This is a genomic window from Arthrobacter sp. SAFR-179 (assembly GCF_059414945.1).
Genome location: NZ_JBPFDM010000003.1, coordinates 50,579 through 62,951 on the forward strand (window position 1 = coordinate 50,579; position 12,373 = coordinate 62,951).

Consider the following 12,373-nt stretch of genomic DNA (forward strand, 5'->3'; position numbering starts at 1 on the left):
CCACGTGTCAGGCGGACAGTGCCTCAAGGAGCCGTTCCAGGGCCGCGGCGCAGGCCGCGCCCCGAATGTCAGGCCTGCTGCCGGTAAAGGAGTATTCGAAAGCTGCGGTTCCGGCCGCCGTGGCAATCCCAATGTAGACGCGCCCCACGGGCTTGCCGTCGTGGGCGTCCGGACCTGCCACCCCGGTTGTGGAAATTCCGACGTCGGCGCCCAGGACCGTGCGCGCGCCGGCCGCCATGGCACAGGCAACGTCCGGGTCCACGGATCCGGCACTGGCAAGGAGGTCGGCAGGGACGTGCAACACCGACTCCTTCACGGAGTTCTGATAGGCGATGACCCCGCCCTGCAGCATGCCCGAGGCACCGGGGGTATCGGCAAGGACAGCAGACACCATGCCGGCCGTCAGCGACTCTGCAGTGGCAACGGTCTGCCCGGAGTCGATTGCCTGCCGTACAGCCTGCCCGGCCAAAAGGTGCAGGTTGCTCATGCCTGGTCCTGCCCCGTCGCTGTTTCCTGCCCCGGGACGGCCCCTGCCTGCCGCTTGCCCTTCCTCCGAAGGCGCAGTGCTTCGACCACATATTCGACGCCGGTCCACAGGGTGATGGCCACGGCGGCCATCATGACGGCGAACGCAACCCAGGACATCCACGGCGCGAAGGCCCCGAACGGCAGGAGGTAGAGGAAGATCGCCGCCGTCTGCACAACGGTCTTGAGCTTGCCGCCGCGGGAGGCGGGAATGACCCCATAGCGGATCACGAAGAAGCGCAGTGCGGTGATGCCCCATTCCCGGACCAGGATCACCAGGGTTGCCCACCAGGGCAGCTCGCCCAGCAGGGAGAGCATCACCAAGGCGGAACCGGTCAGCAGCTTGTCTGCAATGGGGTCGGCGATCTTTCCGAAGTCCGTGACGAGGTTCCGGCTCCTGGCGATGTCGCCGTCGAGCTTGTCCGTGTAGATGGCCACGGCGAATGCCGCCACGGCTGCCCAGCGCCACGGTCCGGAGGTACTGTGCAGCCCGGGCGCGTCCGCCACGAGGAACCAGACGAAAAACGGAACCAGCGCGATGCGGATCATGGTCAGGACGTTGGGAAGGTTCCAGACCCCGGCACGGCCCTGGCCGGCGGCGGTTGCATCGGTGCTAGTCACGTTCCTAGGCTACCGGCCTAGCGCCCGGTGAGGGACCAGGCGTCCTCGGATCCGTCGTCATCATCGCCATACCCGCCCGGAGCGGAATCTGCGCCGTCGTAATATTCGACGTTCTGGTTCCTCTTGTCCAGGTCGGCGGCCACGAGGTCCTCGGCGTAGCCGCCCTGGGCGATGTTGGCGTTGGCATTGTCGCTGAGGGCGGCGGTTTGGGAGTCTGCGGCGGCCGGCGCCTCCTGGCCCTTCATGGCGGCCAGCACGGCGGCGAGGTCGTCCGGCTTGACCAGCACATCGCGCGCCTTGGAGCCCTCGGAGGGGCCCACCACGCCGCGGGACTCGAGCAGGTCCATGAGCCGGCCTGCCTTGGCGAACCCGACGCGGAGCTTGCGCTGCAGCATCGAGGTGGAGCCGAACTGCGTGGTGACCACCAGTTCGGTGGCCTGCAGCAGCACCTCGAGGTCGTCCCCGATGTCGTCGTCGATCTGCTTCTTCTCCGCTTCAGGGGCAACGTCGTCACGGTAAACAGCCTGCAGCTGACCCTTGACGTGCTCCACCACCTTGTGGATTTCCGATTCGGTAACCCAGGCCCCCTGGACGCGCATGGCCTTGGAGGCGCCCATGGGCAGGAAGAGCGCATCACCCTGGCCAATGAGCTTTTCCGCGCCCGGCTGGTCCAGGACCACGCGGGAGTCGGTGACGGATGACGTGGCGAACGCCATGCGCGAGGGCACGTTGGCCTTGATGAGGCCGGTGACGACGTCCACGGACGGACGCTGTGTAGCCAGCACAAGGTGGATGCCGGCGGCACGCGCGAGCTGGGTAATGCGGACGATGGAGTCTTCGACGTCGCGGGGCGCCACCATCATCAGGTCGGCAAGCTCGTCGACGATCACCAGCAGGTAGGGGTAGGGCCTGATGACGCGCTTGGAACCCTCAGGCGGGATCACTTTGCCGGCCCGCACCGCCTTGTTGAAGTCATCAATGTGCTTGAAGCCGTAGTTGGCGAGGTCGTCATAGCGCGCATCCATTTCACGCACCACCCACTGCAGTGCTTCCGCGGCCTTCTTGGGGTTGGTGATGATGGGTGTGATCAGGTGCGGGACGCCTTCGTAGGCGGTCAGTTCCACCCGCTTGGGGTCCACCATCACCATGCGCACCTCATCGGGGGTGGCGCGCATCAGGATGGAGGTGATCATCGAGTTCACGAAGGACGACTTACCGGCACCGGTGGCACCGGCCACCAGCAGGTGGGGCATCTTGGCGAGATTGGCCACCACGTAGCCACCCTCAACGTCCTTGCCCACCCCCATGACCATCGGGTGGTCCGTGCGCCGGGCGTTCTGGCTCCGCAGGACATCGCCCAGGGACACCGTCTCGCGGTCCGTGTTGGGGATTTCGATGCCGATGGCGGACTTGCCCGGGATGGGACTGAGGATACGAACATCGCTCGACGCGACGGCGTAGGAGATGTTCTTGGAAAGCGCGGTAACCCGCTCCACCTTGGTGCCCGGGGCAAGTTCGATCTCGTAGCGGGTCACAGTGGGACCGCGGCTGAAGCCCGTGACGGTGGCATCGACGTTGAACTGCTGCAGGGTGTCCGTCAGGGCAGCGACGACGGCGTCATTGGCTTCCGTGCGTTCCTTCGGGATGGAGCCCGGGGTGAGGTAGTCCGAGGCAGGGAGTGTGTAGGTGACGTCTCCGGCCAGGGACAGTTGTTCGGTGCGCTGCGGAATGGGAACGGGCGGCGGCGCGGGGGCTACAGGATTCGACGGCACGGTGGGAGCAGCGGGTGCGGCGCCCGCCTTGGCGGGAGCGGCGGCACCGGGGATGACAAGCGGGATGGCCTCGGTGGCGTTTTCCGCCGGGGGCGCCTGGGCGCCGGCACCCAGGCCCTGTGCGGCCTTGATCTTTTCGACGGCGATCTCCGCCTGGGTGGGCCGCCGCACTCCGGGCGCGGGCCGCGCAGGTTCGCGCTCGTCGTCGTCAATGACGGCGTGCTCGAAGGCCTCGTCACCCACATAGCCCTCAAGGCCGGCGTCGGACTCCTGGTCCTTGCCGAACAGCTTGCGCTTCTTCTTTTTGGGTGCCGCGGGTGCAGACCGCTCCAGGTAGCTGCGGTCGTGGGCGTCCCCGGGATGTTCCTGGTCCATCAGGTCGATGCCCATGAGGTGTTCGTAGGCTCCGCGGATCCGGCGCGGGATGGCCGTGAACGGCGTGGCGGTGATGATCAGCAATGAGACAAAGGCCAGCAGGCCGTAGAGGACCACGGGCACGGCGGCATGGATGGCGGCCAGGGGCGTGGCCGCCAGGAAGCCGAGCATGCCGCCTGCTTTGCGGAGGCCGTCGAAGCCGTCGGCAACCGTGGGCTGGCCGCCGAGGATGTGCGCCAGCCCGCAGCCGGCGAACGTCATGATCAGGAAGCCGATGCCCACCCTGTTGTTGCCCCGGCCGTCTGAGGGCTGGCGGAACAGCCGGAAGGCGCACACGAAAAGCATGAGCGGGAGCAGCAGGGAGATCCAGCCGAAGGTGCCGTTCACCACGGCGTAGACGGCGTCCGGGAACCAGCCCGTCAGGCCCCACCAGGCGAACGTGGCGATGAAGATACCCAGTGCCAGGTTGAACAGGGCGGCGCCGTCGCGGCGTTCCTCCGCGGGGATGTCGCTGACGTCGTGGCCGATGCGGCGCACTCCCCCGCCCACCAGGTGGCCCACTCCCAGCCATGCTCCGCCGACGACGCGCAGCAGCCAGGGCTGGTGGTGTTCGACGGCGGGAAGCTGGCGGGTGCGTGCGGTGCTGGATGAGCCGCCGCGCCCCGTCCTGCTGGCGGTGGAGCCGGTTCCGCGGCCTGTGGAGCTGCCGGCTTTGCTGCCGGAGCTCCCCCTGCCGGTACCTTTGGGCGCGGAAGTAGTACGTGTGGCCATACTGCCACGGTACCGGAAGCATGCTGTGATTCCGGGGATATCGGGGCCGCCGGCCTACCCTCCGGGCGGCAGCGTGGAACCGCCCGGGATACGCGGAAGGGCCCGGTCCATGGAGAACCGGGCCCTTCCGGGGATCCGCCGACGCGGTGCCGCCTGGTATCAGGCCTCAAGCACCACGGGAATGATCATGGGCTTGCGGCGCAGCTTGCGGTTGACCCAGGTGCCCACGACGCGGCGCACCACCTGCTGGAGCTGGTGGCTGGTGTGGTCGGCGTGGTTCTGGACCGCTTCCTCCAGTGCAGCGTTGATCTTGGGGATGATGTCGTCGAACACCGAATCATCCTCGGCAACGCCGCGGGCATGGATCTCCGGGCCGGACACCACCTTGCCGGTAGCGCGGTGGATGACCGTGATGATGGAGATGAAGCCCTCATCGCCCAGGATGCGGCGGTCCTTGAGGTCGGCGTCGGTGATCTCGCCCACGCTGGAGCCGTCCACGTAGACGAAGCCCACCTCCACCTGGCCAACGATATCTGCCTGGTGGTCACGGAGGTCGATGACGGTGCCGTTGTCCGCAAGGATGACGCTGGCATCCGGGACGCCGGACTCAATGGCGATCTTGCCGTTGGCAATCAGGTGCCGGGTTTCACCGTGCACCGGCATGGCATTGAGCGGCTCAAGGATGTTGTAGCAGTACAGCAGCTCACCGGCGGCGGCGTGGCCGGATACGTGAACCTTGGCGTTGCCCTTGTGGATCACGTCGGCGCCAAGCTTCAGGAGGCCGTTGATGATCCGGAACACCGCGTTCTCGTTGCCCGGGATGAGGCTGGAAGCCAGGATGACGGTGTCGCCGTCGCCCACCACCACCCGGTGGTCGCCGTTGGCCATCCGGGACAGGGCGGCCATGGGCTCGCCCTGCGATCCGGTGGACATGAGTACCACGCGGTTGTCCGGGAGGTTGTCGATGTTCTTGATGTCCACGATCAGGCCCGCGGGGACGTCCAGGTAGCCCAGCTTCTCGGCAATGGCCATGTTGCGGACCATGGAGCGGCCCACGAAGGCCACCTTGCGGTTGTGCTTGGCCGCGGCGTCCAGGACCTGCTGCACGCGGTGGACGTGGGAGGAGAAGGAGGCCACGATGATGCGCTTGGTGGCCTGGCCGAACAGCCGCTCCAGGGTGGGGCCGATTTCCTTCTCCGCGGTGGTGAATCCGGGGACGTCGGCGTTGGTGGAGTCTGACATGAAGAGGTCCACGCCCTCTTCGCCGAGCTTGGCGAAGTGCCGGAGGTCGGTGATGCGTCCGTCCAGCGGCAGCTGGTCCATCTTGAAGTCGCCGGTGTGCAGGACCGTGCCGCCCGCGGTGCGGATGAACACGGCCAGGGCGTCCGGGATGGAGTGGTTCACGGCCACGAACTCGCATTCGAAGGGTCCGAACTTCTCCACCTGGCCCTCTTCCACGGTCAGCGTGTAGGGCCGGATACGGTGCTCCTGCAGCTTCGCCTCGATCAGGGCGAGGGTCAGCTGGGACCCCACCAGGGGGATGTCGTTGCGCAGGCGCAGCAGATACGGCACGGCGCCGATGTGGTCCTCGTGGCCGTGCGTCAGGATGACGGCCACGACGTCGTCCAGCCGGTCCTCGATATACGAGAAGTCGGGCAGGATCAGGTCAACACCGGGCTGGGTTTCCTCCGGAAAGAGGACGCCGCAGTCCACGATCAGCAGCTTGCCGTCGATTTCGAACACGGCCATGTTCCGGCCGATCTCCCCCAGGCCGCCAAGCGGAACAATCCGGAGCGTGCCCTGGGGCAGGCGCGGAGGGGTAACAAGGCCGGTAAGGGCAGATTGGGTCATAGTGCACTACTTTCCAGGCGGAAGGGTGCCGGTCTTAGCCTCAGGAGAAGACCAGCCCCGCTTCCGCCAAATCCCCGCGGATGGTTTCGATCTCGGTTTCGTCCGGCTCCACGAGGGGCAAACGGACAATCGAGTTGGGCAGGACTCCCTGCCATTTAAGAATCTGTTTGGCCGCCACGGCGCCCTGGACCCGGGTCATGGTTGCACGGACCACCGGCTGCAGCTCGAAGTTGACCTTGCGCGCGGTGCCGAGGTCGTTGGCGATGACGGCGTCGATGAGTTCGCGGAACCGGCGGGTGGCCACGTGGGTGGTAACGCCCACCAGGCCGACGGCGCCCAGCGCCATCCAGGGCAGGGTCAGTCCGTCGTCGCCCGAGTAGAACAGGAGGTCCGTTTCCGCCATGACACGGGTGGCTGCCATGAAGTCGGCCTTGGCGTCTTTGACTGCCACGATGTTGGGGTGCTGCGCCAGCCGGATCATGGTGTCGGGTTCGATCGGGATGGAGGACCGGCCGGGAATGTCGTACAGCATGACGGGTACGTCCACGGCGGAGGCGATGGTCTCAAAGTGGGCGCGGACACCGGCCTGGCTGGGCTTGTTGTAGTAAGGGGTCACCAGGAGGAGGCCATCGACGCCGAGGGCGGCAGCCTGCTGGGAGAGGTGGACCGAGTGCGCGGTGTCGTTGGTACCGGTACCGGCGATGATGGCCGCACGGCCGCCCACGGCGTCCTTCACTGCGCGGAACATGCCAAGGTTCTCTTCGTCCGTGAGCGTGGAGGTTTCGCCGGTGGTGCCGGTGACCACCAGGCCGTCACAGCCGTCGTCGACCAGCTTGCTGGCCAGCGCTGCCGCCTGGTCGTAATCCACTGCGCCGTCCTTGGTGAACGGCGTGACCATGGCGGTCAGGAGGGTACCGAGGGCAGGGATGTGCGCAGAAGAGTCAGCCATGGAAAAAACGTTACCCTGTCCTCGGCTGGTTAGGACAATGCCACGGGCGTGACAAGCGTCAAATACGGTTCCGCCCGGACTGCCGGGCATCCGTTCCGGCATGGCAATAGCGGCCGACGGCGGCCTGCCGGAGGCCCTCAGCCCAGGAGGCGAGCCGCTGCGCAGCCCGTACATAGTGGAACAGCTCGGTGGGCGTCAGGGCGTCAAGGTCCGTCTCTGCCAGCCGGCGCGCAAGCTCCGCCCCTTCCGGCTGCGCGGCCAGGCTGACGCCTTCCCGTTCCCACTGGACGTCCTCGGCTGGGCGCCCGGAGACAAGCTGCCGGAACAGGTAGTCCACCACGCCCGGACTCATGGCCTTCAACAGCCCATCTCCCACGTTCCCGTCGGCGGGCACCGGTGGAGGGTTGAATCCCTGCGGGGCAATGGCTTCTGATGGTGGCATCTCCATGGCCCCATGGTATTCGAACATATATTCGAACACAAGAGTGTGCTGGACTGCGCCTTCCTTGTGACAGCCACGCCTCAGGCGTATGTGAGACGATCTGGTCATGACGTCCCGCACCCCGGCCACCCGGCCCCGGAAGACCGCAAGCCGTCATCAACCGGGCCGCCTTCGGGGCGTGGATGCAGCCCGCGGCCTGGCGCTGCTGGGCATGATGGCCACCCACCTGCTGCCGACATTCGAATCGAATGCGGATCTTACGCCCACCTGGATCGGCCTCACGTTTTCCGGACGCGCTGCCGCCCTGTTCGCCGTGCTGGCCGGGGTGGGACTTGCCCTGTCCACGGGGAAGGACAAGCCGTTGCAGGGCCCCGAACTCTCGGCGGCCCGCCGCGGCGTGGCACTGCGCGCCCTGGTGATTGCCGCCGTCGGGCTGACCCTGGGCGCCCTGGAAGTGAACGTGGCCATCATCCTGGTCCACTACGCCGTGCTGTTCCTGTGCGTCCTTCCCTTCCTGGGACTGGGCGTGAAGCGCCTGTGCGCGTGGGCCGCCGGCTGGATCCTGGTGTCGCCGGTGCTGGCCTACCTGCTGCGGCCCTGGCTCCTTGCCCCTGAGCCGCCCCTGAGGCTGGGCCACAACCCACGCTGGGAGGACCTCGGAACACCGTCCCGGCTGCTGGCCGACCTGTTCCTCACGGGCTACTACCCCGTCCTGCAGTGGCTGGCCTACCTGCTGGTGGGGCTGGCCATCGGCCGGCTGCTCCTGGCCAAGGCAGTGGTGCCCGTGCTGCTGCTGGTGGGAGGAACAGTGGTGGCTGTGGTGGCCAAGACACTGGGTGTGGCGGCGATGGAGGATTGGGGTGGCCGGGCTGCGCTGGAGAAGGTCCTCAACTCACCGGGATACCCGCTGGGCAGCGTACTGCAGGTGAACCTGGCCGGACTGCCGCAGGAGGGTTCGTGGTGGTGGCTGGCATCGGCCGCGCCGCATTCCGGCACCCCGCTTGACCTGCTGCATACCTCAGCCGTAGCGGCGGCCGTCATCGGTGCATGCCTGCTCCTGGAGCGCCTCGCCGAATGGGTTGACCTGGACCTGCTGCTGCCGTCGCGGGGGCCCGGTGCCATGACGCTGACCCTGTACACCGTCCACGTCTGGGTGCTCTCCGGCTTCTACCTCAAACCCCTGCCGGCAGGCTGGACCGAGGACGGGATGTACTTTGCCCATGCCGCCCTTGCGATCGGTGTGGGCATCGTGTTCGCGCGGCTGATGTGGCGGGGCCCGCTGGAATGGGTGGGCCATGGGGCAAGCCTGGTGGGGCGTGGCGGCTTTAAGGCCCTGGCCTGAACGCCGGGCGCAAGGGTTGCACACCGGGCTGCGCGAGGAGCTTCGCATCACACGAAAAGGAACCCGCGGCCGGCCACTGAATGGCGCCGCGGGTTCCCTTCCGGACAGTTCGGTTACGGCCCGGGCTATTGCGGGGTCAGCGTGAAGGTGGCCGTTTTGTCGCCGTAGTCATCGTTCACCACCACCTGGACCGGGCCCTTCTTCACGTCGAACGCAATGACACCCTTGCGGACATCGCCGGCGCCGACCTCATCGGTGGGCAGGGCTCCCAGCCCCTCATCCAGGTAGACCAGTTCGCCCTCTTTGCCGTCGGCATCGTAGACCGCGAAATTCGATGGGCTGGAGAAGCTGCTGCCGGTCAGTGTCTCCCAGGAAACCTGTACCGCCAGGAACCCGCCATTCTTCGGTTCAAGATAAGTCATGTCCGGTATCTCGGTGGTGTAAATGGAGTCAAGAACGCCGATCTTCACCGTGTTGCCTTCGGAGACCGTGGCCACGAAGGAGTTCGCACCGACCCCGGTCCCATTGGACGGAGATGTCCCATTTGACGGTGCGGTCCCATTTGAGGGTGCGGGTGCGGTTTGGGAAGCCGAAGGAAGTTCCGGTGGAACGGGGATGTTCCGGCCGTTAACCGCAGCAGTAATCATGGCCACGGACATAATGGCCAGCACAACCCCGGTAATGATGCTCACCAGCCAAACGACACCGGTGATGATCCAGGCCTTCTTCTTGTTCTCCGGATAGCCGTCCAGGGGTCGCCCGTCTTTATCCCTGGTGTTCCCGGTCAAGGTCATGATCAGGTCCACAATGGACCAGATACCCAGGCCCCCAGCAGTCAGCAGTTTGGCAACAGCCGAGCCGATCTTGCCAAGGTAGAAGCGGTCGGCGCCAAAGGTGCCCAGGAGCAGGGACAGGATCCAGGTGGTCACGAAGGACTTGCGGGGCCGGTCGGAGTATGGACCCTGCCCATAGGATCCTGGCTGGTATTCCCCCTGGGGGGCTGCCGGGTACCGCCCCTCGAAGGAGGGCTGCCCTTCAAAGCTGGACGGCGCTGGGGGAATCGGCGGCGCCGACGGTCCGCCCTGGGGCGCGTGGGGGTAGTTCGGGTGGCTCATTGGTCGTCCTTTGTAAAGGTGTGCAGGTGCGCAAGTGGGGTTCAAGGGACGACCGTGGCGGAATAACCGCCAACCCCATGTCCGCCCCCCAAGCCGGAAAATGTTGCACAACGAACCTACCGCGTGCGGCAGGGAGGTGCGATGGGCAGAAATACCCATCGCAGAAAGTGAGCGGCCGCCGGCAGCCGCCACTGATATTGGTGCCTCCCCCCGCAGCAGGGGTTTAGACCGTGGGCGGGGTTAGCGCGGCTGGGACGCCGCGGTGAAGAGCTTCACGGCGTCACGCATGGAAGAACGCGCGCGCTTGCGGTCCCCGGCCGCGTCATAGGCACAGCTCAGCCGGAACCAGGATCGCCAGTCACCAGGAGCAGCCTCAGCTTCAGCCCTGTACTTTTCGAACTCCGCGTCAGCAGCGGCGCGGACGATCCTGCCGCCGGGCGTGCGGGGAAGTTCATCCACGGGCAGCCCGCCCTCGGCTTCCAGGACCTTTGCCATCTGCTCCGTCCGGGCACCGAACATCAGCTCGCGGATCAAGGCCCACGCGCCGACGATGGGCAGCACCAGGTAGGCAGCGCCGATGGCCTTGGCCGTCAGGTTGCTGTCCGCCAGCAGCAGGAGGGAACGCTGGAAGGACACCACCAGGTAGAAGACCAGCAGCAGGGTCACCGCTCCCACCCAGATCTTGGTGCGGTTCTTCCGGAAGCCGGCTGCGAAAGCGTTCACGGCCTAGAGACCCAGGTCCAGGTAGCCGTCCAGGCCCACGGTCAGGCCGGGGTGCGCGGCGACGTTGCGCACGCCCAGGAGCACGCCCGGCATGAACGACGCGCGGTCGAAGGAGTCATGGCGGAAGGTCAACTGCTCGCCGGACCCGCCGAGCAGGACTTCCTGGTGTGCCACGAGGCCGCGGAGCCGGACGCTGTGGACACGGACGCCGTCCACCTCGCAGCCGCGCGCGCCCGCACGTTCGGTGGTGGTGGCATCGGGGCTGGGCGGCACCTGGGCTGCCTTGCGTTCAGCGGCAATGAGTTCTGCGGTGCGGACGGCGGTGCCGGAGGGGGCATCCACCTTGTCAGGATGGTGGAGTTCGATGATTTCCACGGATTCGAAGTATTTGGACGCCTTCGCGGCGAAGGCGGAGGCCAGCACCGAGCCCAGGGCAAAGTTCGGCGCGATGAGTACGCCTGTTTCCGGGTGCCCGGCCAGGAGGGATTCCAGTGCGGACAGGCGGCCGGCGTCCCAGCCGGTGGTGCCCACCACGGCGTGGATTCCATGCTCGACGGCGAAGCGCACGTTGGCTTCGGTGCTTTCGGGGACTGTCAGGTCCACCAGGTACTGGGCACCGGAGGCGGTCAGCTGCTCCAATGAGTCACCCCGTCCCAGGGCTGCGACGAGCTTCATGTCGGGCGCGGCATCAATGGCCTTGACGGCCTCGGCGCCCATGCGTCCGTTGGCACCAAGGACGGCCACCAGCTTGGTAACGGAGTGTTGTTCGGTCATGGCGTTAACCCTACCGGCGGGACAGGATGGTGCAGGAACCGGGCGGCGTGCGTTACCTCGCAGTTGGGGCACCCAGCGGGCGCGCGTTGAACGGCGCCCGGCCCGGGACGGCATCAGCCGCCGGCGCCGACCCATTCCACGGTGCCGTCCGCGAAGAACTGTTCCTTCCAGATGGGCACCTGTTCCTTGATCCGGTCCACCAGTTCGGAGCAGACCGCAAAGGCCTGCCCGCGGTGCGCAGCGGATACTGCGCACACCAGCGCCGGGTCCCCGATCTCCAGCGTCCCGATCCGGTGTGCGGCCCAGATCCGGACCGGCTGGCCGGCCTTGCCCCCGGAAGTCTCCCCGGCAGCCTCATCCCCCACGGCGTTCTGCTCGGCAACCAGCCGGGCGACGACGTCGGCCATGACCTGGTGGGCCGTGGGGTGGGCACTGTAGCTGAGGCGCTCCACGGCCTTGCCGCCGTCGTGGTTGCGCACAACCCCGCTGAAGCTGACCACCGCGCCGGAGGTGTCGCTTTCCACCGCAGCAATCGCCTGGTCCACGGAGATGGGCTCCGCACTCAGGACTGCCCGCACTACCTCGAATGCTGCGTCAGTGCCCATGTCCGCCCTCCAACTGGTCGCAAAGGTGCCCGATCAGCGGGTCCAGGACGCTGAGCCCGTCCATGACCCCCTTCGGTGACCCGGGCAGGTTCACAATAAACGTCCGCCCCGCGGCGCCGGCGCAGCCCCTGCTCAGGGCCGCCAGCGGCGTCTTGGCAGCGCCGGCCCGCCTGATCGCTTCCATGATGCCGGGGATTTCCCTGTCCAGCAGCGGCAGGGTGACATCGGGCGTGCGGTCGTCCGGGCTGAGGCCGGTGCCGCCGCTGGTGATGACGACGGCGGGACGCTGGGTAAGGAGGGCCCTGATGGCAGCGCCCACGGGATCACCGTCGGGGACCACCATGGCCGGGAAGACGTCGAAGCCGTGTTCCGTGAGCCAGTCGGTGATTACCGGGCCTGTTTCGTCGTCGTAGATACCGGCTGCGGCGCGGGTGGAGGCGATCACGACGCCGGCCTTGCGCCCCTGCACGTCGCCGTGGCGGTGGGGTTCGGAGACGTCCATGACGTT

12 protein-coding genes are annotated in these 12,373 nt (G+C 66.9%); 1 reads left to right on the forward strand and 11 read right to left on the reverse strand.

Annotation, left to right across the window (positions count from 1 at the left end; genetic code table 11):
- Positions 1-7 precede the first annotated feature (7 nt).
- The 6 genes from ACR65K_RS07160 to ACR65K_RS07185 all read right to left on the reverse strand — a co-directional run bounded on the left by ACR65K_RS07160 (position 8) and on the right by ACR65K_RS07185 (position 7,312).
- A complete protein-coding gene (locus ACR65K_RS07160) occupies positions 8-487 on the reverse strand; it encodes a CinA family protein (protein ID WP_440151979.1) in 480 nt (159 codons plus the stop codon).
- Positions 484-1,146 (reverse strand): CDP-diacylglycerol--glycerol-3-phosphate 3-phosphatidyltransferase, encoded by a 663-nt coding sequence (pgsA, locus tag ACR65K_RS07165; protein WP_440151980.1) that lies wholly within the window; start codon positions 1,144-1,146, stop codon positions 484-486. Before pgsA ends, ACR65K_RS07160 begins: the two co-directional genes overlap by 4 nt.
- A gap of 17 nt (positions 1,147-1,163) precedes the next feature.
- Positions 1,164-4,064 carry an FtsK/SpoIIIE family DNA translocase gene (locus ACR65K_RS07170; RefSeq protein ID WP_440151981.1) on the reverse strand — a complete coding sequence of 967 codons (2,901 nt, stop codon included), beginning with the start codon at positions 4,062-4,064 and terminating at the stop codon, positions 1,164-1,166.
- Positions 4,065-4,223: 159 nt separating this feature from the next.
- Positions 4,224-5,915: a ribonuclease J gene (locus tag ACR65K_RS07175; RefSeq protein ID WP_056338346.1), complete on the reverse strand. Its 1,692-nt coding sequence runs from the start codon at positions 5,913-5,915 to the stop codon at positions 4,224-4,226.
- Between the two features lie 40 nt (positions 5,916-5,955).
- Complete coding sequence (gene dapA, locus ACR65K_RS07180) at positions 5,956-6,864, reverse strand: 4-hydroxy-tetrahydrodipicolinate synthase (RefSeq protein ID WP_440151982.1); 909 nt, start codon at positions 6,862-6,864, stop codon at positions 5,956-5,958.
- 58 nt (positions 6,865-6,922) lie between these two features.
- Complete coding sequence (locus ACR65K_RS07185; RefSeq protein WP_440151983.1) at positions 6,923-7,312, reverse strand: hypothetical protein; 390 nt, start codon at positions 7,310-7,312, stop codon at positions 6,923-6,925.
- Positions 7,313-7,412: 100 nt separating this feature from the next.
- Between ACR65K_RS07185 and ACR65K_RS07190 the strand changes: the two genes are divergently transcribed.
- Positions 7,413-8,648, forward strand: coding sequence for a heparan-alpha-glucosaminide N-acetyltransferase domain-containing protein (locus ACR65K_RS07190; RefSeq protein ID WP_440151984.1), 1,236 nt, complete (start codon positions 7,413-7,415; stop codon positions 8,646-8,648).
- Positions 8,649-8,773: 125 nt separating this feature from the next.
- Here the strand turns inward: ACR65K_RS07190 and ACR65K_RS07195 are convergent, their stop codons facing one another.
- From ACR65K_RS07195 to ACR65K_RS07215, 5 genes are all read right to left on the reverse strand, one after another.
- Positions 8,774-9,763, reverse strand: a complete 990-nt coding sequence (locus tag ACR65K_RS07195; RefSeq protein WP_440151985.1) for a TM2 domain-containing protein — start codon at positions 9,761-9,763, stop codon at positions 8,774-8,776.
- A gap of 240 nt (positions 9,764-10,003) precedes the next feature.
- Positions 10,004-10,486, reverse strand: a complete 483-nt coding sequence (locus ACR65K_RS07200; protein WP_056338357.1) for a hypothetical protein — start codon at positions 10,484-10,486, stop codon at positions 10,004-10,006.
- Between the two features lie 3 nt (positions 10,487-10,489).
- Positions 10,490-11,260: a 4-hydroxy-tetrahydrodipicolinate reductase gene (gene dapB / locus ACR65K_RS07205; protein ID WP_440151987.1), complete on the reverse strand. Its 771-nt coding sequence runs from the start codon at positions 11,258-11,260 to the stop codon at positions 10,490-10,492.
- 113 nt (positions 11,261-11,373) lie between these two features.
- Positions 11,374-11,865: a molybdenum cofactor biosynthesis protein MoaE gene (locus ACR65K_RS07210; protein WP_440151988.1), complete on the reverse strand. Its 492-nt coding sequence runs from the start codon at positions 11,863-11,865 to the stop codon at positions 11,374-11,376.
- Positions 11,855-12,367: a MogA/MoaB family molybdenum cofactor biosynthesis protein gene (locus tag ACR65K_RS07215; protein WP_440152308.1), complete on the reverse strand. Its 513-nt coding sequence runs from the start codon at positions 12,365-12,367 to the stop codon at positions 11,855-11,857. The genes ACR65K_RS07210 and ACR65K_RS07215 overlap by 11 nt, the downstream gene beginning before the upstream one ends.
- Positions 12,368-12,373 lie beyond the last annotated feature (6 nt).

What these genes read in the sequence shown, in the direction of transcription:
- ACR65K_RS07160 (WP_440151979.1), bottom strand. Translation starts at nt 487, where the DNA reads ATGAGCAACCTGCACCTTTTGGCCGGGCAGGCTGTACGGCAGGCAATC.
- ACR65K_RS07170 (WP_440151981.1), bottom strand. Translation starts at nt 4,064, where the DNA reads ATGGCCACACGTACTACTTCCGCGCCCAAAGGTACCGGCAGGGGGAGC.
- ACR65K_RS07175 (WP_056338346.1), bottom strand. Translation starts at nt 5,915, where the DNA reads ATGACCCAATCTGCCCTTACCGGCCTTGTTACCCCTCCGCGCCTGCCC.
- dapA (WP_440151982.1), bottom strand. Translation starts at nt 6,864, where the DNA reads ATGGCTGACTCTTCTGCGCACATCCCTGCCCTCGGTACCCTCCTGACC.
- ACR65K_RS07185 (WP_440151983.1), bottom strand. Translation starts at nt 7,312, where the DNA reads ATGGAGATGCCACCATCAGAAGCCATTGCCCCGCAGGGATTCAACCCT.
- ACR65K_RS07190 (WP_440151984.1), top strand. Translation starts at nt 7,413, where the DNA reads ATGACGTCCCGCACCCCGGCCACCCGGCCCCGGAAGACCGCAAGCCGT.
- ACR65K_RS07195 (WP_440151985.1), bottom strand. Translation starts at nt 9,763, where the DNA reads ATGAGCCACCCGAACTACCCCCACGCGCCCCAGGGCGGACCGTCGGCG.
- dapB (WP_440151987.1), bottom strand. Translation starts at nt 11,260, where the DNA reads ATGACCGAACAACACTCCGTTACCAAGCTGGTGGCCGTCCTTGGTGCC.
- ACR65K_RS07210 (WP_440151988.1), bottom strand. Translation starts at nt 11,865, where the DNA reads ATGGGCACTGACGCAGCATTCGAGGTAGTGCGGGCAGTCCTGAGTGCG.
- ACR65K_RS07215 (WP_440152308.1), bottom strand. Translation starts at nt 12,367, where the DNA reads ATGGACGTCTCCGAACCCCACCGCCACGGCGACGTGCAGGGGCGCAAG.